This is a genomic window from Flavobacterium sufflavum (genome assembly GCF_004016525.1).
GTDB classification, from domain to species: Bacteria; Bacteroidota; Bacteroidia; order Flavobacteriales; family Flavobacteriaceae; genus Flavobacterium; species Flavobacterium sufflavum.
In genome coordinates this window covers 680760-702062 of sequence record NZ_SACJ01000001.1, presented here as the reverse complement: position 1 = coordinate 702062, position 21303 = coordinate 680760, and the positions used below count along the sequence as shown (strand labels likewise).

Here is a 21303-nt window from a genome sequence, read left to right as displayed (position 1 = left end):
ATCTTAAAAATTATTAAATTAGGCCTAAAGACTGATGTTTTTTCAATCAAAATTAGTTTTTATTAATTTTTCAATAATTATAGAATGGTAAATTTGACACCTAAATTAAGTCCAAAGGGATGGGATGAAATGTTTTCCAATGATGGAGTAAGAGACTCTTACAAACAGGTATTGCAAACATTAGAGAGTTTAAATATTGACAAGCTGAATGTAAAACAGAAACAGGCTTCGGATATTTTTATGAACCAAGGGATTACATTTACTGTCTACAGTGATGACAATCAGGGAATCGAAAGAATATTTCCTTTTGATATTATTCCAAGGATAATTACCAAAAACGAATGGCTGGAAGTCGAAACCGGAATTGCCCAAAGATTAAAAGCTTTAAACCTGTTTCTGGAAGACATTTATAACGAACAGCTGATTATAAAAGAAGGCATCATGCCTGCATCGTTAATTGCTTCCTGTCCGCATTATATTCCGGAAGTACATGGTATAAAAGTTCCGCATGACATACATGTTCACATTGCCGGAATTGATTTAATCAGAGGAGAAAAAGGAGAGTTTTATGTTCTGGAAGACAATCTAAGGTGTCCCAGTGGCGTAAGTTATATGCTGGAAAACAGGGAAATTACCAAAAGGATTTTCCCGGAAATGTTTCGTGCCAACAATGTAAGCATGGTAGCTAACTATCCTATGATTTTTCACAATATTTTAGTTTCGCTTTCGCCAAGGAGCATCTCTAATCCTAATGTTGTTTTGTTGACTCCGGGCGTTTACAACTCTGCTTATTACGAACATACTTTCTTAGCAAGGCAAATGGGAATTCCGCTGGTAGAAGGTCGCGATCTTGTGGTAAACAATCACAAAGTCTACATGAAAACCACCTCGGGCTTGCAACAGGTAGATGTTATTTATAGACGTTTAGACGACGAATATTTAGATCCATTAGTCTTTAAACCTGATAGCGCACTTGGTGTCCCTGGATTGATAAGTGCTTATAAAATGGGGAATGTAGCCCTGGTAAATGCAGTAGGAAACGGAGTTGCCGATGACAAAGCCATTTATGCTTATGTGCCGCAAATGATTAAATATTATCTAAACGAAGAACCGATTCTGAAAAATGTTCCTACCTACCAAATGGAAAATAAAGAAGAACGCGAATTGGTTTTTGCCGATATGGGAAATATGGTTATCAAGGAAACCAATCAAAGTGGTGGTTACGGAATGGTTATGGGAAATAAGGCTAGCGAAGAAGAACTGGAAGCCGCTAAAGTGGCTATTTTAAATAATCCGCGCAATTTTATTGCCCAACCCATCATTCAGTTAAGCACCGTTCCCTGTTACATTGATGGCGAATTAAAACTGCGTCATGTCGATTTACGACCTTATGCTTTGTGCGGTCCCAATGGAGTAACAATCGTTCCCGGCGGACTCACCCGAGTGGCACTAACCGAAGGTTCTTTGGTAGTAAACTCATCCCAAGGCGGCGGAAGCAAGGATACCTGGATAATGAAATAAATGAAGTCGAAATTGTTTTAAAACTTTTAATGAAAGAACTATGGAAGTAAATATGCTCAGTCGTGTAGCCGACGGAATGTTTTGGCTTAACCGATACATGGAAAGAACCGATGGGATGTTGCTTACCCTCAACACCCTTTACATCATGTCTTTTGACCAGGAAACCAATGATTACCAAGGATACAAACCCTTATTAAAATATTATACCGATTTGTCTCCCGAATACATTGCCGAATTTCAGCACGACACTAATTTTGTAATGAAATATGTGCTTTGCGATAACAAAAACCTCAATTCGGTTCGAAACCTGATTACCAAAGCTAGAGAAAATGCCAGAGGTTCGCAGGATAAAATCACCAAGGAACTTTGGGAACACATCAATTCGATGTACCATTACATCAATGCTGACGACCTGCCTAAAAGACTGGAAACACCTGAGGCTATTAGTATTTTGGCCAAACTCAATAAGGATTTCCTACTATACAATGGGATTTTTCATGTGACCATGCCCAGAGGCTTAGGCTGGTGTTTTTCGAGTATTGGTAAACATATCGAAAGATGTCTACAAACTATTTCAATGACACAATCTTATTATGCCCCGATAGAATACAACCTGGAAGGAAAAGAAGATTTATTGTATTGGCGAAAATTATTATTGTCTTTATCAGGCTACGAATTATACTTAAAAAGCTATAGCAATATTCCGCACAATCGAAAAGTAATCCAACATGTCATTTTCAATCCTGATTTTGCCCATTCGGTAATATTTACTTTAGGCTTAATCGAAACCTATTTAGATTGTGTTTTTAAAAACAATAACTTATTAGAAGCACGCACAATGCGCAATCAATTTGGGCGATTGAAAAGTTATATTGAATACACCGATTACCACCATCTTACCAACCTGCAATTAGAGCATGTATTAAAAAACACCAAAGATCAGTTGAATAATTTTTCAATGGATTTTTCTAAATTATTCTTTTCATATACCTAAAAAAATGGCAGTTTTCAACATCATTCATATTACAAAATACAAATACAACTTGCCTATCAAAGAAAGCATCAACGAGATTCGTTTGTTTCCGCATAACTTTGAAAATCAGGACGTGCTGCAATACCAACTTTTGATTTCTCAAAACCCTCATGTAGCTTTAACAAACGATTATCATGGCAACAGGGTGGGGAATTTTAACACCTTAGAAGCACATACCGAAATGACCATCGAATCGCGAATGCTGGTTCGTGTTAATCATTCGCTTAAAATACCTGAGATAGACGACACTAAGGTCGACGATTTGAATTTGTATAACGATATCTATTTACTGCGTCTTTGTTATCCTGAAACTATTAAAAAGCAGGACGAGATTGATGCCATTTTAAAAGAGATTGATTACGAAAACAAATCAATCATTCACATTGCCTTTGATTGCAGTCAATACATCTATACTAACTTTACTTATACTAAAGGAATCACTAATATAGAAACCACTGTCGATGAAATATTAGGTCATCGCAAAGGTGTTTGCCAGGACTTTGCTCATGTTCTTTTACAACTTTTAAGAACTGCCGGCATTCCGTCAAGATATGTAAGTGGTTATATCTGCCCTAACGAAAGCGGACTTCGAGGCGAAGGTGCTACGCATGCCTGGGTTGAAATTTACACCCCAAAACAAGGTTGGCTAGGCATTGATCCTACTAATAATATTTGGACTATGGACAACCATGTGAAACTATCGGTTGGAATTAACTTTGATGATTGTACTCCTGTAAAAGGTACTTTCAAAGGAATTTCTAAACAAACACTTTCTGTTTGTGTTTCTATTGGATACGAAGACGGCAGACATTTTGAAGAAATTAATGATGTAGAATTGCAAAAAAACTCCATTGAATTTCAACAACAATTAGATTACGCCGAACAACAACAGCAGTAGTTTTTCTCTAAAAATACTTAAATAAAACTTCACGCCTAAACATAAAAAAAGCGAATCAAATTGATTCGCTTTTTGTGTTTCATATAACATTATCTATTTGACAACCAGCTCTGTGGATTCATATAGCTTGTGTTTTGTGATAAAATAAACTTAAGTACGGTTTTTCCAGTATCTCCATTAGTACGAATTCTACCAAGATTTTGTTTAATACTTACCTTATCGCCTGGAGATACATTAACAGAGCTCAAGTTTTGATAAACAGTAAAGTAATCTCCATGCTGAATAATAACCGCTTTATTGACAGGAGATATAATCTGTACCTTTGAGACTTCTCCACCAAAAACAGCTCTTGCGTTAGCACCATCATTAGTCGTGATTTCTACACCACTATTGTGTACAATTAGTGTATTATACACTGGATGCGGTTGATCTCCAAAACCTAATGATATAAACCCTTTTTCTACTGGCCAGGGAAGATTTCCTCTATTGGCTCTAAAATTATCAGCAATCAGCTTATTCTCTGGTGTCATTTCAATTCTTGAAGAAGATACTGGTTCTCTGGAAACCGTTTCTTTTATTTCCTTAGCTATTTCTCTGGTAGTCTTCGGATTAGAAGAAGATGATGATTTTGCTTTTTCAGCAGCTAAAGCAGCAGCTTTGGCACGTTCTAAAGCCGCTTTTCTATTGGCTTCAGCAATGGCTTCACGAATTAAACGGTTAATTTGAGCATCGATAGTTTTAAATTCTCTTTGTTTTTTTCGAATATCAGAAACAATGCGGTTTTTATCTTTCTTAATCTGATTAACCAGTTTCTCCTGCTCTATTTTTTCTTTTACAAGAGTTTGTTTTTCCTTCTGATTTTCGGCAATTAGTTTTTGTTTGGCTATTTTTTGAACCTTTAATTTTTCATTATAACCAACTAATTCTGTAGACTTTACATTAATTTCCTCTCCTTGCGATTTTCTAAAACTGGTGTATTGTTTTAGGTATTGTACCCTTTTGTATGCCTGCAAAAAATTCTCAGATGATAGTATAAACATCGCGCGACTTTGCTCAGAACGGCTTTTATAAGAGTTTACAATCTTCTTAGCGTAATCTTCTTTTAAGATTTTTAACTCCTTGTTAAGCTTGTTAATTTTCAATTGATTAATATACATATCGTTAGACAAAAGTCGGGTTTGCTTTTCAGTAGTATTAATCAAAGTTTCTTTCAGTCTGATCTTGTTTTTTTGAATCAAAAAAACATTCATAGCCGATTTTTCCTTTGACTTGACGTTTTGCAACATCTTTTCATTCTCTCTAATTTCTCTTTGAATTTGAGCTTTACGTTGTTCTAACTTTTCTTGTTGCGATTGACTCCACATAGTAGAGGTCAGGCATACAAATAACAGGCTAAGGAAATATTTTGGCATCTTAAAAAATATATTTTTGCAAATTTACTTAATTATTATTCTTTTGTACCCATCTGGCACACTATAAGGGAAAGAAAGTTCTTCATTAAATGAAACCGAATTGTAATTTAAATTAATTTCCGATTTCCCTTTAGGCTGAGCCGTTTTAATTTCAATACTGGAAGGCAAATTAGCCTCTTTATAAGCCACTCTTTCCGGATAAGCAATTTGAATCGTTCTGTTTTCGGCTTTTTGAGTTACTTCTTGTTTGTTTACACTAAAATCATTTGGATTAAAATAATAGCTTTTTTGAGTATTCCCATTATTTGCATCGTCTAAACGATACAAATTGTCAAGCAAAATTTTAGTGTATCTGCCTTTATTCAAATCGTCCAATGCTTCTCCTACCAACATATTCTGAATTTTACTATAATCCAAATCTGTTCCTAACCATTGACTCAAAGCACTGAAATCACCTTCAAAGTAAGTTCCTTTTATCTTTTCGTAATAACTCACCGAAGCCGGTGTTATAGAAGCCTTAGCCATCGTTATTCCCAGAAAACGAACGCTTACTAAAATTTGCTGGTCTTTCTTTATTTTTATTTCGGCACTTACATTTTGTGCTTGTTTATCATCGGCATAACGCGCATTGGCTTTAATATATAATGTAGAAAAATCACTTTTATTGCTGTAATGATTGTCTATTATTTTAGCTGCTTTCATTTCATCGACTGGTTCGGTAACTGTTGCCGAGGTAACAATAGCCTTGGGTTTACAGGAAACCATAAAAACAACTATTAATAATGCTAAGTATTTATTCATTTTATTTTTGTTTTTTTAATAATTCATTGGCTTTAGAAAAATAGAATTCTTTTTTGTTAGCATCTCCTAAACCACTAAAAGCCTCTCCTAACTGAATGTTGAAATTAATTTCTAATGTTGCATCTTCTACTACATAATCCATGCCCATTTCTAAAATTTCTTTCGCTTTTTTAAACTGCTTCAACTGATTATAAGCTAATCCCGCATAATAATAAAACTGTACCTGGGCAGGATACAATTCGATCATTTCACTGGCAGTTTTTGCCGATTTTTCAAATTCGTCCAATTGTACATAAACATCCAGTAAAAGTAAACTCGTTTCCACATCGGCAGGGCTACTTTTTTTAAGTGACAACTGATAATATTTTATCGCTTTGTCCCACTGCTTTTTATTGTGATAATATTTGCCTACTTCCTTATTTACATTTACATTTTTATCATCATCAAAATATCCGATGGCTTTATCTAAATCGGCTGTAAGTTGTGGATTAGTATTGACGTAAATCAAAAATTCATTAAAAATCCTGTGCTTTATTTTACTGTCTATTTTAGTACTGGCCAATACTATGTTCATGGCTTTTATAGCCTTTTCGCTCTCGTTATTAACCAAATAGTTTTTAAATAAACTAACCTGAGCCCATTCTGAATTTGGAATAGCAGCTTCTAATTTTCGGGCCGTTTCAAGGACTTTCTCTATATCGTCTTTTTTAGAATACAGATAAATCAACGAAATATAATTAGACTCTTCTTTTGGATTCTTATTGATTTGATTAACCAAATTAGTTATCTCAGCATCCTGATAAGTTCCCTGAGACAAAATTTGAAGTTTATAATTTTCTCTCCTTTCTGATTTGCCTACAGTTTCATTCAGTTCATTGATAAGCAACAAGGCTTTATCAAATTCGCCTGTATTCATATAAAGCGAAGTCAAATCTTCTTTGAACTTTGAATCGAATGGAATGAGTTTGTTAATTACCTTGATTGCATCTGCATAATCCTTAGTTTCATAATCAACATCATACATTCCTATCAAAAACCATTTGTTTTTAGGATCTAAAGTATTGGCTTTCTCAAAAGAAGAATAGGCGTTTTTATAATCTTTTAAAGCCAGATAATTTTTGCCTAATTCGTGGTAAATAGTGGTATTATTGGCATCTATTTTCAGGCAACGTTCTAAAGCCACAATAGCTTTATCGTAGTTTTCAATTGCTTTTTGCTTTAAAGCTTCGAAAAAATACTCTTTAAATTTATTGTCTTCGAGTTTAATTTCTTCTGGTTCAGTTTGTCCCCATGACAAAGCCGAATTGCATAGCAAAACCACCATTATCATTAAAGAAACTGCCTTTTTCATTTTTACCAATTAAACTTCAAAGTACTTCATAAATTTACCATTAAAAAATTAAGAGCCTAAGCTTAATGTACTTAATTTCTTAATGGTAAAATGTTTTTATTAGAGATCGAAATTATTCTAACACCGAATAATCACCAATACTAATACTTGTAAACTGACCATCAAAACTAGCATGATTTCCAATCATAGCATTATCTAAATTAGCATTTTTGATATGGGCATGCGTTTGAACCAAACTGTTTTTGATGCTGCTATCCACTACGTGACATCCGTTTCCTAAAGAAACATTTGGACCTACAGTAGCGTTTATTAAAACTACATCTTCACCAATATAACATGGCTCAATAATAGTTGAATTTTCAAGTTTAATATTTTTGTTAACCAAATCAATCTTGTCTGCTGCCAAGAAAGCCAGCATTCTCGAATTGGTTTCTACAGTAACATTTTTGTTTCCGCAATCCATCCAGGCGCTTACTTCACCTGTTTTAAAGATTTTTCCCTTAGCCATCATGTTTTTGATACCATCGTTAATTTGGTATTCGCCACCATTTTGGATATTATTATCTAAAACGTTTTGTAACTCATTTTTTAAAACGGCAATATCCTTGAAATAGTAAATTCCGATAACAGCCAAATCACTCACAAATTCCTTTGGTTTCTCTACCAATTCGATGATTTCATTTTTATCGTTTAATTTAACTACACCAAAAGCTTCCGGATTCTCAATCTGTTTTACCCAAATCACCGCATCAGCTGTTGGATCCAATTCAAAATCGGCTCTAATCAAAGTATCGGCATACGCAATTACTGCCGGACCAGAAAGCGATTCTTTGGCACACATAATAGCGTGTCCCGTTCCTAAAGCTTCATTCTGATAATAAATGGTTCCTCTGGCTCCCAATTTTTCGGCAATGGCAATTAAATCCTGCTCTACTTTTTCCCCAAAACTTTCATGGATTACAAAAGCTACTTCTTCAATATCCTGATTCAAAACCCCGGCGATATCTTCTACTAATCGGTGAACGATAGGTTTTCCGGCAACTGGAATTAATGGTTTAGGAATTGTTAAGGTATGTGGGCGTAGACGAGATCCTCTACCAGCCATAGGCACTATTATTTTCATTTTTTAATTGTTTTTTTAACCGCGAAGTTCACGAAGTCCTTCGACAAGCTCAGGATGACACGCAAAGTTCACGAAGGATTTAATATTTTTTTTAGCCACGGATTAAAACGATTTCCACGGATTTTTTATTTGAAATTTGTTAAAATTTAATAACTGTTAACTGATTACTACTTTACTCCTGTACTTCCAAATCCGCCGGTACCTCTTGAAGTTTCTGAAAGCTCTTCGACTTCAAACCATTCGGCGCGTTCGTGTTTGGCAATAATCAATTGGGCAATGCGTTCCCCGTTTTGGATTTCAAAAGCCTGATTGGATAAATTAACTAAAATCACACCTATTTCTCCTCGGTAATCAGCATCAACAGTTCCGGGACTGTTCAATACGGTAATTCCGTTTTTAAAAGCCAGTCCGCTTCTTGGTCGCACCTGTGCTTCGTAACCTATCGGCAATTCGATAAAAAGACCTGTTTTAACGATGGTTCTTTCTAAAGGCTGTAAGACTATCGATTCGACCAAATTAGCTCTTAAATCCATTCCTGCCGAAGCTATGGTTTCATAACTTGGCAAAGCATGTTGCGATTTATTGATAATATTTATTTTCATTTTTTTATTTTGATACAGGAACAAGTCAAAGCTTATTCTTGCAGATTATTTTTTCGTTTAAGAATGCTCATCAAGGTGTCTTTCTCGTTGTGGTAAATAAAATAGAGAAACAATAGTAATAACGTGATTCCTACAAAATAATTTTCTCTGAAAAAATAAAATGAAACAACGGAAAACAAAATAGATAAACCCAGATAGCCTCCTATTTTTTGGAAATCATACGGAATAGGATAATATTTATTTCCCAGATAATACGAAATCAACATCATACTTCCATAAGCAGCCAATGTTGCAATGGCAGAACCTACATAACTCATGCCAGGAATCAACAAAAAGTTAAGTACCAAAGTAATGACTGCGCCCACAATTGAAATATAAGCACCTACATAAGTTTTATCAATCAATTTGTACCAAACAGAAAGATTAGTATAAATTCCCAAACAGAAATTGGCCAAAATAATTAACGGTACCACCTTCATCGCTACCCAATACGAACTATCACGAATCATTAACATTTTAAACAGGTCAGCAAAAACGATAACGCTTAACATAATAAACGAACCGAAGATCACAAAATACTTAGTTACCATCGCATAGGTTTGTGGTGCATTTTCATTAGAAGCATGACTAAAGAAGAAAGGTTCGATTCCGAGTGTATAAGCCGTACGGTACAAAACCATGAACAATCCCAGTTTATAACAGGCCGAATAAACTCCCACTTCATCTGCGGCGATATTTTGAGGTAATAATTTATCTAAAAGAATTTTGTCAAACTGTTCATTGATGGCAAAGGCAATTCCGGCGACCAAAATTGGCAATCCATAAACCATCATTCGTTTCCATAAACTAAAATCGAATTTCCATTTTAGAAAAACATAATCAGGAGACAAAACCACAAAAGTCAACAGACTGGCGATAATATTAGCCAGAAAGATGTAGCCTATTTGGAAATTCTCAACATAGAAAGAACTGATTAAACCAGTAGGATTCAGCTCCGCTAATTTGGGTAAATAAATTAAAAAAAGAATGCTCAACAATAAGTTAACCAAAACATTTCCAACCTTAATGATGGCGTACATCATCGGTCTTTGAAAAGCCCTTAATTTTGAAAAAGGTATAATAACCAGGGCATCCAATGCCAAAATCCAAATGGTATAGGTAATGTACTGCGAATCTATACCTGACCAATCCGCTAATGTAGTCCGAAATAAAAGTGCTACAGCCAGAAAGACTATTGTGGTCCAAAAGATAGAAACCATCGAAGTTTCGACCACTGTTTTTTTATCCTCTTCCTTGTTATAAAATCTAAAAAAAGCGGTTTCCATTCCGTAAGCCAAAATCACATTGAAAAAAATCATCCAGGCAAATATGATGGTGACTTTTCCGTACTCATCTTTTGGAAGTAAATCAGTGTACAGTGGCACTAGCAGGAAACTAAACATTCTAGGCAAAACCGTAGCAAGTCCGTAAATGGCTGTTTGTTTAAAAAGTTTTTTATATAATCCCAAAATGCGGTGTTTATTAATTTTTTTACAAAAACAAAAATAACTAATTCTTTGGTTTTATCAGTATTGGATTTGTAATGATTTTTTTCTTTTAATCATCTGTAAAATAACACTAATAAGCAATAAATAGAACTTATGAGCAAGCTTTTAAAACAAAAAAAGCGGTTGAAAAATTTCAACCGCCTTAATATATAAAGTAAGTATTCTTAAGCGTTCAATGCTTCTGCTCCACCAACAATCTCTAAGATTTCGTTAGTAATAGCAGCCTGACGTGCTTTGTTATACGTTAATTTCAATTGATTTCTCAATTCAGTAGCATTATCTGTTGCTTTGTGCATAGCAGTCATACGCGCACCATGTTCTGAAGCAAATGAATCACGGATTCCTTTGTATAATTGTGTTTTTAATGATTTAGGAATCAAAGTCAACACAATCTCTTCTTTAGATGGTTCGAAGATATAATCTCCAGCTGCAACATTTAAATCAGATTTAACAGGAGCTAATGGTAAAAATTGTTCTGTTTGAACGATTTGAGTAGCGGCATTTTTAAATTGATTGTAAATCAACTCAATTTTATCGTACTCACCACTAACAAATTTTTGAGTCAATGCTTCAGCAATAGCCGCCACATTATCAAAAGTTAAATTATCAAATACAGAACTTTGATTTTCAATTACTGTATTTGTTTTACTTAAAACATCATTTCCTTTTTTACCAATAGCAAAAATATCAACTTGTTTACCAGCATAAAATTCAGAACGATTTTTAGCTTCTTTAATTACATTCGAATTAAAAGCACCACACAAACCTCTGTTAGAAGTAATTGCTACTAATAATACTTTCTTTACTTCACGTTGTGTAGTAAATTCTTCCCCTGTTCCTCCCTCAAGAGTTGCAGAAAGACTTTGTAATAATTCCGTTAATTTTTCGGCATAAGGGCGCATGGCTGTAATTGCATCCTGAGCTTTTTTAAGCTTGGCTGCAGATACCATTTTCATCGCAGAAGTAATCTGCATCGTTGATGAAACGGAAGTAATTCTATTACGGATTTCCTTTAAATTTGCCATTTATGTACTGTTTGTTGTTTGTTGTTTTAAGTTTATTGTTAGCAACAACCACTAACAATAAACTTAAAACTATAAACTATATTAGTTATATTTTGCTGAAACTTCTTTCGCTACAGCCTCGATTACGTCTGTAATTTCGTCTGTTAACTTACCTGCTTTTAAAGCATCAAGAGTAGCTCTGTGTTTTGCGTTCAAGAATTCTAAGAAATCTTTTTCAAATTCTTTTACTTTATTTACAGGAACGTTTCTCAATAAGTTTTTAGAACCAGCATAGATAATAGCTACTTGGTCTTCAACAGTATAAGGATCGTTCAAACCTTGTTTCAAGATTTCAACGTTTCTTTTTCCTTTTTCAATTACGTTTAAAGTAACAGCATCAAGATCAGAACCAAATTTAGCAAACGCTTCCAATTCACGGAATTGAGCCTGGTCTAATTTTAAAGTACCTGATACTTTTTTCATTGATTTAATTTGAGCATTACCTCCAACACGAGATACAGAGATACCTACGTTAATTGCTGGACGAACCCCTGAGTTAAACAAATCTCCATCAAGGAAAATCTGACCATCAGTAATCGAAATTACGTTTGTTGGGATATATGCAGAAACGTCACCAGCCTGAGTTTCGATAATTGGTAAAGCTGTTAATGAACCACCACCTTTAACGATTCCTTTGATAGAATCCGGTAAATCATTCATGTTTTTAGCAATTCCGTCATCAGCGATAACTTTACAAGCTCTTTCTAATAAACGAGAGTGTAAGTAGAAAACGTCTCCAGGATAAGCCTCACGTCCCGGTGGTCTTCTTAATAAAAGAGAAACCTCACGGTAAGCCACAGCTTGTTTAGATAAATCATCATAAACAATTAAAGCCGGACGACCAGAATCTCTAAAGTATTCTCCAATTGCAGCACCTGCCATAGGAGCATAAACTTGCATTGGAGCAGGGTCAGAAGCATTAGCAGCAACGATAACTGTATAAGCCATTGCTCCTTTTTCTTCTAACATTTTTGCAATTCCTGCTACAGTTGAAGCTTTTTGTCCAATTGCAACATAGATACAGAATACTGGTTTCCCAGCATCATAAAATTCTTTTTGATTTAAGATAGTGTCAATACAAACAGTTGATTTACCTGTTTGACGGTCACCAATAACCAACTCACGTTGACCTCTACCAACCGGGATCATAGCATCTACTGCTTTTACTCCTGTTTGTAATGGTTCAGTAACTGGTTGACGGAAAACTACTCCAGGAGCTTTTCTTTCCAAAGGCATCTCGTATAAGTCACCACCGATTGGTCCTTTTCCATCAATTGGAAAACCAAGAGTGTTTACTACACGTCCTACCATTTGTTCTCCTACTTTAAGAGAAGCAATACGTTGAGTTCTTTTAGCAGTAGATCCTTCTTTGATTCCTGTAGATGGTCCTAAAAGTACCACACCTACGTTATCTTCTTCAAGATTCAATACAATAGCCTCAAGACCATTTTCAAATTCTACTAACTCTCCATATTGTACATTAGAAAGCCCGTAAATACGAGCAATACCGTCTCCAACTTGAAGTACCGTTCCTACTTCCTCTAGCGTAGCGCCAGATTCAAAACCTTCTACTTGCTTTCTTAATATTGCTGAAATTTCAGCAGGTTTGATTTCCGCCATCTTAATTTATAATTTAGACACTTAATGTGCAATAAAACTAGTTACTTAATTCTCTTTTTAATACTTGTAATCGGTTAGCAATTGAAGCATTGTATTGCTTATCGCCTATTCTTAAAATAAATCCTCCAATGATAGCAGGATCTACTACATTTTCAATTGTTACTTTTTTATCTGACAAAGATGCAATTTTAGCCAAAACTTTAGCTTCTAAATCAGCATCCAAAGGGATAGCAGTAGTTACTATAGCTACTTCTAAACCATTAGCCTCATCAAATAATTCAGAATATGCTACTGCAATAGCTTCAAGGATTTCAAATCTTTTATTTTCAAATAATAAATGAAAGAAACCTTTAGTAACGCCATTAACATTAGCAAAAACTTCCAATAGTGCATTTTCTTTTACCTCAACACTTATTGTTGGACTTTGAATAAACGCATTTAATTCAGAGTTGCCTTTAATAGTTGAAGCAATTAAAATCATATCGTTATTAATCTCGTTAGCAACTCCTATTGAGTCTGCCATACTAAGAATCGCTTTTGCGTAACGAATTGCTGCTCTTGTACCTGCCATAATATTAGTTTAGCTTTACGTCACCTAACATTTTCTCAACTAATTTGGTTTGAGCTTCTGTGTTAGATAATTCGTCTTTCAATAATTTTTCTGCGATACTCAATGACAAAGTAGAAACTTGTAATTTCAATTCAGCCATAGCTGCGTTTTTCTCGCTTTCAATTGCTGCTTTAGCCTGCTCAATCATTTTCAATCCTTGCACTTGTGCTTCGTTCTTAGCATCAGCAACCATCTTCTCTTTCATTTCACGAGCTTCTTTCAACATTGCATCACGCTCAGCTCTTGCCTCGTTCAAAATTCTTTGATTATCAGCTTGAAGATTTTGCATTTCTTTTCTAGCGTTTTCAGCAGAATCCAATGCATTTTTAATTCCTTCTTCTCTATCTGTAATAGCTTGAACAATAGGCTTCCATGCAAATTTTACCATTAATAAAATTAATATTAATAAGATAATTGCCTGCCAAAAGAATAAACCGAAAGAAAAATCGTTAATTAACTTCTCCATTATATATAACTTTTATAAATTTAATTTCTTTTAAAATATAACAACATCTCTAACCAACCGTTAAAGATGTTGTCATTGTCTTCTTTATTATTTTCCTAAGATTAAAGCAGCAAATGCTAAACCTTCTAATAAAGCCGCGATGATAATCATCGCAGTTTGAATTTTACCTGCAGCTTCTGGCTGACGAGCGATAGCGTCCATTGCAGATCCACCGATTTTACCTAATCCTAAACCTGCACCGATTACTACTAAACCTGCACCTACTAAAGTTGGAATTGTTCCCATAAAGTATATATATATATAAAATTAAACTTCTAAATTAAAAAAAACGCTTATTAATGTGCTTCGTGATCATCATGGTGATGGTCTTGTACAGCCATACCGATGAATAAAGATGAAAGCATTGTAAAAATAAAGGCTTGTAAAAATGCAACTAAAACTTCGATTACCGAAATAAATAATGTTAATCCTAAAGAGATAGGCAAATCGGCAGCTAAATTTTTACCCACAAAAATCATTGCAATCAAACTCATAATAACTACGTGACCCGCAGTAATGTTAGCGTACAAACGAATTAACAATGCGAATGGTTTTGTCAATGTTCCCAATAATTCAATTGGAGCCAAAATGATTTTCATTGGTACAGGAACTCCCGGCATCCAGAAAATATGTCCCCAGTAATCTTTATTAGCACTGAATTGTGTAATAATATAAGTAAATGCCGCTAAACAAATTGTGATAGCAATATTTCCTGTAACGTTGATTCCCAGAGGAGTCATTCCTAATAAGTTCAACAACCAAACAAAGAAAAACACAGTTAATAAATAACCCATGAATTTTCTATATTTTTTCTCTCCAATATTTGGAATCGCAATTTCGTCTCTAATAAAAAGAATAAGCGGTTCTAAAACTCTACCAAAACCAGTAGGGATTGGTCCTTTTTTGTATGATTTTGCTAAACCAGTGAACATTAACAATAATAATGCTGAAACGAATAACATAGAAACCACATTCTTTGTGATAGAAAAATCAAGTGGTTGTTCGTTTTCCGGATGTCCGTGCTCATTAAAATTAATTGTTCCGGCTGCATCTGTTTTGTAAATTTTACCGTGAACTAATTTATAGTAGTTCCCGTCAACTTCTGCAACTGCTTCTCCATGGTGCAATTTTGAAGACGAGAAAATTTTCAATCCTCCGTCTAAAAGTATAACAGGTAATGAGAAACCATAATGTGCGTTTTCTTTTTCATCTGAGAAGAAAACAAAATCATGAGAATCTTGCAAGTGATGATCAATAAAGGCATTGATTTTTTCTTTTGGATCTTGAGATACTGCTTCGTGAGCTGCTCCCTCTTGATGTTCACTAACTGCAGCTGCCTCTTCATGAACAACTGTTTCAGTCTGAACATGAGTGGAATCATTTTCTCCATTTGCAAAACTAATCAATGGAAGACACGCTAGAAATGTTGCTATTATTAATCTAAGTGGCCTGTTTAAAATCACCATAATTACAAAATATGTTATATTTACGTTTCTAAAATTTGGCGCAAAGGTACATTTTTTATTAATATCCAAAAGGATATGAAAATATATTTTTTTTAATACCTCAATTAAGCCTCCGTTTTATTCCTTTTCGCTTAATATTCTTATAGTTAAAAGCGTCTCAATTGTCAAAAAAAGAATAAATAATACAAAAAAGTTTACTTTCTCAGTTGTAGTATCATAATGACTGATCTTCAAAATCGGTCTTAGAAGCATATAGTAGAAAATAATTTTGATGCTACTTAAAAAAAGGAAAAACATTCCTAGTTGCTCAAAACTACGTTCTTTCACCTTTAATAAGATCAAAAATATCAAAACAGAAAGTATAAAAAAGATGCAATACAGCTTTTCTATGCTGTAATAAAAAGTCTCCTGGCTGATTTTGAAAAAATAAAAAATCAATTTGTGCAATACATAGGCTATACCTACTGAAATTATCAAAAAGCGAAACGACTTGTAATTTTTTAAAATCATATTTTTTGTTTTATCTAAAAATCCTGCTGTATTTAAAGATTAATCTTTTTCATTGTTAATTTCATTGACCTGTCGTATTACATTATACAATGCTACGCCTACTCCTAACATCACTAATATTTTATTGTAATAGATTTTAGGATGGGGATGGTTTTCATCAAGCCAATCGCCAAAATAAGAGAACAGAAAAATAATTAATCCCATTTGTATGGGAATATTAATCAAAGCCAGCCATTTACTGGGTCTTTTTTTGTTAGGTTTCTCTTCCATCGCTTGCTGTTGTTTTTAGATTTTCTTTCATGCTACAAGAAGCACTAAAATCGGCTCCCGGTTCAACTGATAATTTACCCACGGTTGCATCACCATGAATACTCGCTTTGGACTTTATATTTAATAATTCTGTTACCTGAATTGTACCACTAAATTTCCCTTCAATATCTGCATTGTTACAAGTAATATCACCTGTAACACTTCCTGTAGGGCCTATAACCAGTTTTCCTGTGGATTGAAAATTCCCAATTAATTCTCCGTCTAATCTAAAATCAGCCTTCGAAATAATATCGCCTTTTATTATAGTCCCTTCAACAATTCTATTGGTTTTCCCTAAAAGGTCAGTATAAGGTTTCTCTTTTTTATTAAACATGATAATTATTTTTTGGCTTCTAAATAAGACTTCAGGTTTTTCTTGATTTGAACTATTTTATAATTTTCGTTAGAAATAATCACTGCCGGTACCGCTATTTTATAATTTGGATCTTCTTTTAAAACATTGGCTACACTGGCCGCATATTCTTCAGAAGCAATTCCTTGAAGTATAACAAATCCTTCATTATCAACATACGAATTAAAGGCAAGATTTAGTTTCTGACCGTTCTCAGCATTCATAAACTTGCTGATTTTTTCCTCGATTGCTTTTTTGTCATTAGCAGCATTTAAGGCTACCGGATAAAGTATCTTCCAGTGATTAGAGGCTTTGAAATCGAAATCCATTTTTTCTAATTGCGGAATTTGGTCTGCCAAAATACTATGGGCTTTTTTACCTTCTTCGGTATTTGGATAGGTAGCAGCCACAAATTCTAATGCCGCTTTGTAAGCTACTAAACCTTTTAATTTCCCAATGGTATTTGCTTTTAAAAGCTCCAGTTTAGGTACCACTTCCTCGCCCGAAAACTGATTAATCAAACCGTCTATTTTTCCTAAAACGGCATCAAATTCTTCATTGGTAAATTGTTGATATAGTTTTTTGTAAACCACATCGGGACTTCCTTCTTCAACAATCACATTAGAATTGTTTAGAATTTGTGCATAACGCGAATTAGGATATTGCGTAATAATCTTATTTCTGATTGCTTCGGCTTTATCACTGTTTATAATTTGATAAATCTTATACAAATTATACCATGTAGGAAGCACTAATTTTTCTTCGGGTTTATTAACTAATAATTGCTCTAATTTTTGAGCAGCCAAATCGTATTCTTTGAACTTTTCTTTATAAACAACCCCTAACTGATAATAAGCATCATTGCGCTCTTTGGCAATACTGTCAATCACGGTAGTTGAAGTTGGCAATTGGCCTACGTAAAAATCCGAAGTGTATTTAGGTTCTATTACTTTTTCTTTTTCTTTCGAAATCTTCTCCGCCACTACTTCCTGTTCCTGAACCGCAACAGAATCTTTAGCAGCCGCTACATTAGAATTCATATTAGCCGATGAAGAAACTCTCCAAAATCCTCCTGCAACACGTTTGCCCCAATTTTTCTTAAAGGCCACTTTTCCAAAAGATACCGTAGATGGGTTGTAAAAATAAAAAGTAGCTTCCGCTTGAAGACTGGTCATTGAAGGTGGAGTAAATGCCGGTTTAGGCACTGATTTTCCATTTGCCGAAACCACTGCATCGGCTGTTGCCGATTTACTGTTTCTTTCAATATTTTTTTGTTTCTCAGCTTCTTTTTCTTCTTGAATCCTTTTGGCTTCATCTGCCTTTTTCAATTTTTCGATATAAGTGTCAAAATAAGCCACTTTCTCTGTTTCAGTCATCGAAACCACTTTAAGAATACTGTCATTTCTAACCGCAATCTCTTCATACAAAATAACATCATCCAGATTCTTGCGCACTTTTTCAATGTGAATAAACTCTCTGGTTTTAGGATTGAGTTTCACTAAGGTGCTGTCATAATATTTTGCGGCCATTGGATAACGGGCATTTTTAAAATACATATCTCCAATATTTCTGTAATTAGATGCTATTAAATAATTATCGGTTTTAGCCTTTTTTAAAGAAGCATTATAATATTGTAAAGCTTTCTCATCCTTACCTTGTTTGTCATAAAAAACTCCCATCTGGTAATTCAAAACATCCAGAAAAGGACGATTTTCTCTATTCTCTAAAAGTTTATGATATTTTTCGTCAAAAGCAAATTTATCGCCATTTTGATAATCAAACAGTTGTGCCAATCTCACCTGCGACTGAATCATGTATTTCCTGTCGGATTTTCGATTCATCTTAATCACCGCTTCATAATAGGCTCTTGCCTTATCATTTTTACCCATTTCCTGATACAACTGTCCCAGGATAAAACGGTATCTGGCTTTTTCGTTATTGCGTCTGCTAAAGTTGACTGCCTTTTTTAATTTGACAATCGCGCTGTCTTTTTCTTCCAAGTTTAAAAATGCCGATGCCAGAAGCGCATTGGCATCAGCCAACACCTGTTTTTTAGATTTGTGTTCTTTGAGCATCTTGGTAATATTTTTAATTACCAAGGCATCGTTGCCCAAACGCATATTGGTTTTCTCACGCCAAATTTTAGCTTCATCAATTCGGCTACTGTTTGGATATTTGTATAAAATATAATTGAAAGCGTCCAGAGCGGGAATGAATCGCTTGTCGTAATAACGGGATTTCCCTAATAATAAGTAAGCTTCGTCAATTTGATAATTGCGTTCTCTTCCGCCAATATTCATGGAATGTTTCTGGATAGCCTTAGTAGCTTTGGTTTCTGCCAATCTAAAATCGGCATTTTTAGTCGTGTCGGCTACCACAAGATCCTCATCGATTTTCATGGCTTCGACAGGCAGAATTTCCCAAAAATCATCCTGGTTACCGGCTTCAATGGTCTTAATTCCTTTGTCTAATCCTTTTTGACCGTTGTATAAAATGTTGTATTTAGTACTTAAAGCATGTGAATTTCGGGCCAAAAAAGTATCATTCCTAGTAGAACAAGCTACCAAAACACACAAACACCCTAAGGGAATTGAATATTTAAATTTGTTGGTTTTCAATGATTCGCGGTTTTTATCATTAAACTTTTAAAAAGTTTTTTTAGTATAATGACTGGTAAAAATACGTTTCTTTTTGAAATATTTAAATTTAATCATCTATTCTTTTCTGTCGAATCATTTTATGCTATTAACTTATTGATTTTATATGTTTTACAAAAAATCAAACCAATTTATATTTTTTGATTGTTCTAAAATGTTCTACTGCTACCATAACTAAATAGACAGCCATGAAAAAGAAGAAACCCTTAAAAACCCATTCTAAAAAATTTAAAAAAAAACTTTTATAAATATAGTAACGATACAAATTGCTTAGTTTGTTTAAACCTGAATAAATCAGATAAAAATTAAAGGCCGTAAAACCTACATTTGCTTGAAAAAATCGCCCATAAATTGTTTTTATTTTTAATTTCCAGATAAAAAACATACTTATTATGTTAATTAAACAGATTAAAGAATAAACAGAATAAAAAACTAAATGTAAATTATAATAAAAATACTCTTCAGGTTTTAACCGTGTAATAGTTGTCATTAAAACACTAAAAATAAGAACCGCAAGTAAAGAGAATTTGTAATGATTTTTAGTGATCTTAGAAAATTTTTCTTTTACCATTCTTGAAACTGCAAATTTTCCCGAAGGATTAACTCCTTCTAATTCTCTTTCCCATTTAAGCATAGCCTTCGAAAAAGCGATATCAAAATCAGATCCTTCGGTTTCTAATTCAATATCCGTTACAATGTGATCCAGTAATTCCAGTTTAATTTCATCATAAACCACACCTTTATCTATTAAAGTTTGGTCAATTATTGCAATTTGTTCGTTAGTTAATTTCATAGTTAAGAAACTTTATGTTTTTGAATAAATTGAAAATGTTTTAAGGCAATTTGTATAAAAAATAATGATACAACCATGTAAAACATTCCCATGAAATTTGAAATTAAATTGATTTTTAAGTCTGGTGACGAAATCAAAAAAGGCATTCCTTTAAAACAAAACAAAAAGAGTATAAAAAGAACCGCAAATCGAGTTTGAGTTTGAAAAAGAAATCCGGAAAATGATTTTCTCTCTGATTTCCAAATAATAAGTCTGAAAACCAAAATAGTCACTAATTCAAGTGAAAAAACAATTCTTAGAATCGTACCTAAGCTGCTTAAAATAGTAGAACTATTTAATATTTTTTCTATAAAAGTTATTAGTATAGACAATACAATTGCAATTATACCGCCTAGAAAAAACTTTTTTTTGGTTTCTAAAATCCAGCGGTCTAATAACATTCTGGGAATCGCTTTTCGACTATTTATCCAAAACGAATTACCCAAGTGCAATTGATCTGACCAATTTTCAAAAGCTATTTTTAAAGCAACTTCAAAATTCGTCTCTTTATTTTCTAATTGATTTTCAATATCAGTGGCAATATGATCTATCAATTCTAATTTTACATCATCATAAACCATCCCGTTTAAAACTAAGGTTTGATCAATTATTTCGATTTGTTCTGTTCTTAATTTCATAGTTCGAAAATTAAAATTCTAATTTTGGATTTACTAAACTTTGCATATTTCTGATAAAATCTTCTAATTCCGAAAGTCGATTCATCGTTTCTTTTTCTCCAGATTCAGTGAGTTTATAATACTTTCGCATTCGATTATCTACTTTTTCAATCTCAACATCAAGTAAACCTTCGGCTTCCAGTTTATGCAAAGCAGGATACAACGCCCCTTCGGTAATATTCAATTCTCCTTGAGTAATTGCTTTTACTTTTTGGGTAATTTCATAACCATACATTTTACCATTTTCTTCTAATAATTTCATGATAATGGTATTCAAACTGCCTTTGTATAATTGGGAATTTTTCATAATCGCTTTCATTTTGAACGACAAACATACATAAGATTCTTATACATAACAAATTTAGGTATGAAATTTTCCTCTTTTGATTTTAAGAAGCTATTCCGTTTGCTAT

21 protein-coding genes are annotated in these 21303 nt (G+C 33.7%); 3 read left to right on the top strand and 18 right to left on the bottom strand.

Annotation, left to right across the window (positions count from 1 at the left end; genetic code table 11):
* Window positions 1–84 precede the first annotated feature (84 nt).
* The 3 genes from EOD40_RS02505 to EOD40_RS02495 are packed head-to-tail and all read left to right on the top strand — an operon-like array spanning window position 85 to window position 3452.
* Window positions 85–1521 carry a circularly permuted type 2 ATP-grasp protein gene (locus EOD40_RS02505; protein WP_128193317.1) on the top strand — a complete coding sequence of 479 codons (1437 nt, stop codon included), beginning with the start codon at window positions 85–87 and terminating at the stop codon, window positions 1519–1521.
* Window positions 1522–1561: 40 nt separating this feature from the next.
* Window positions 1562–2515, top strand: a complete 954-nt coding sequence (locus EOD40_RS02500) for an alpha-E domain-containing protein (protein ID WP_128193316.1) — start codon at window positions 1562–1564, stop codon at window positions 2513–2515.
* A 4-nt stretch (window positions 2516–2519) separates the two neighbouring features.
* Window positions 2520–3452 (top strand): transglutaminase family protein, encoded by a 933-nt coding sequence (locus EOD40_RS02495; RefSeq protein ID WP_128193315.1) that lies wholly within the window; start codon window positions 2520–2522, stop codon window positions 3450–3452.
* Between the two features lie 89 nt (window positions 3453–3541).
* On the opposite strand, the gene EOD40_RS02490 is transcribed toward EOD40_RS02495, so the two are convergent.
* The 18 genes from EOD40_RS02490 to EOD40_RS02400 all read right to left on the bottom strand — a co-directional run bounded on the left by EOD40_RS02490 (window position 3542) and on the right by EOD40_RS02400 (window position 21197).
* Window positions 3542–4864 (bottom strand): murein hydrolase activator EnvC family protein, encoded by a 1323-nt coding sequence (locus tag EOD40_RS02490; RefSeq protein ID WP_164905439.1) that lies wholly within the window; start codon window positions 4862–4864, stop codon window positions 3542–3544.
* Window positions 4865–4888: 24 nt separating this feature from the next.
* Entirely contained in the window at window positions 4889–5665 is a 777-nt protein-coding gene (locus EOD40_RS02485) for a DUF4292 domain-containing protein (protein WP_128193314.1), read from the bottom strand.
* A 1-nt stretch (window position 5666) separates the two neighbouring features.
* Window positions 5667–7016 (bottom strand): tetratricopeptide repeat protein, encoded by a 1350-nt coding sequence (locus EOD40_RS02480; protein WP_128193313.1) that lies wholly within the window; start codon window positions 7014–7016, stop codon window positions 5667–5669.
* 112 nt (window positions 7017–7128) lie between these two features.
* Window positions 7129–8139 carry a sugar phosphate nucleotidyltransferase gene (locus EOD40_RS02475; RefSeq protein ID WP_128193312.1) on the bottom strand — a complete coding sequence of 337 codons (1011 nt, stop codon included), beginning with the start codon at window positions 8137–8139 and terminating at the stop codon, window positions 7129–7131.
* A gap of 167 nt (window positions 8140–8306) precedes the next feature.
* Window positions 8307–8741 (bottom strand): dUTP diphosphatase, encoded by a 435-nt coding sequence (gene dut / locus EOD40_RS02470; protein WP_128193311.1) that lies wholly within the window; start codon window positions 8739–8741, stop codon window positions 8307–8309.
* Between the two features lie 32 nt (window positions 8742–8773).
* On the bottom strand, window positions 8774–10249 hold the full coding sequence (locus EOD40_RS02465) for a lipopolysaccharide biosynthesis protein (protein WP_128193310.1): 1476 nt from the start codon (window positions 10247–10249) through the stop codon (window positions 8774–8776).
* A 203-nt stretch (window positions 10250–10452) separates the two neighbouring features.
* On the bottom strand, window positions 10453–11313 hold the full coding sequence (gene atpG, locus EOD40_RS02460; protein ID WP_128193309.1) for an ATP synthase F1 subunit gamma: 861 nt from the start codon (window positions 11311–11313) through the stop codon (window positions 10453–10455).
* Between the two features lie 81 nt (window positions 11314–11394).
* On the bottom strand, window positions 11395–12972 hold the full coding sequence (gene atpA / locus EOD40_RS02455; RefSeq protein ID WP_128193308.1) for a F0F1 ATP synthase subunit alpha: 1578 nt from the start codon (window positions 12970–12972) through the stop codon (window positions 11395–11397).
* Window positions 12973–13009: 37 nt separating this feature from the next.
* Window positions 13010–13543, bottom strand: a complete 534-nt coding sequence (gene atpH, locus EOD40_RS02450) for an ATP synthase F1 subunit delta (protein WP_071184332.1) — start codon at window positions 13541–13543, stop codon at window positions 13010–13012.
* A gap of 4 nt (window positions 13544–13547) precedes the next feature.
* Window positions 13548–14048: a F0F1 ATP synthase subunit B gene (locus EOD40_RS02445; protein WP_128193307.1), complete on the bottom strand. Its 501-nt coding sequence runs from the start codon at window positions 14046–14048 to the stop codon at window positions 13548–13550.
* 87 nt (window positions 14049–14135) lie between these two features.
* A complete protein-coding gene (atpE, locus tag EOD40_RS02440) occupies window positions 14136–14333 on the bottom strand; it encodes an ATP synthase F0 subunit C (RefSeq protein ID WP_008465835.1) in 198 nt (65 codons plus the stop codon).
* A gap of 50 nt (window positions 14334–14383) precedes the next feature.
* A complete protein-coding gene (gene atpB / locus EOD40_RS02435; RefSeq protein ID WP_128193306.1) occupies window positions 14384–15553 on the bottom strand; it encodes a F0F1 ATP synthase subunit A in 1170 nt (389 codons plus the stop codon).
* 549 nt (window positions 15554–16102) lie between these two features.
* Window positions 16103–16333, bottom strand: a complete 231-nt coding sequence (locus EOD40_RS02425) for an AtpZ/AtpI family protein (RefSeq protein ID WP_128193304.1) — start codon at window positions 16331–16333, stop codon at window positions 16103–16105.
* A complete protein-coding gene (locus tag EOD40_RS02420; protein WP_128193303.1) occupies window positions 16317–16706 on the bottom strand; it encodes a bactofilin family protein in 390 nt (129 codons plus the stop codon). The genes EOD40_RS02425 and EOD40_RS02420 overlap by 17 nt, the downstream gene beginning before the upstream one ends.
* A 5-nt stretch (window positions 16707–16711) precedes the next feature.
* Window positions 16712–19342, bottom strand: a complete 2631-nt coding sequence (porW, locus tag EOD40_RS02415) for a type IX secretion system periplasmic lipoprotein PorW/SprE (RefSeq protein ID WP_128193302.1) — start codon at window positions 19340–19342, stop codon at window positions 16712–16714.
* 160 nt (window positions 19343–19502) lie between these two features.
* Window positions 19503–20174, bottom strand: coding sequence for a hypothetical protein (locus EOD40_RS02410; RefSeq protein ID WP_128193301.1), 672 nt, complete (start codon window positions 20172–20174; stop codon window positions 19503–19505).
* 2 nt (window positions 20175–20176) lie between these two features.
* Entirely contained in the window at window positions 20177–20851 is a 675-nt protein-coding gene (locus EOD40_RS02405; protein ID WP_128193300.1) for a hypothetical protein, read from the bottom strand.
* Between the two features lie 10 nt (window positions 20852–20861).
* Complete coding sequence (locus EOD40_RS02400) at window positions 20862–21197, bottom strand: PadR family transcriptional regulator (protein WP_128193299.1); 336 nt, start codon at window positions 21195–21197, stop codon at window positions 20862–20864.
* Window positions 21198–21303: the final 106 nt, after the last annotated feature.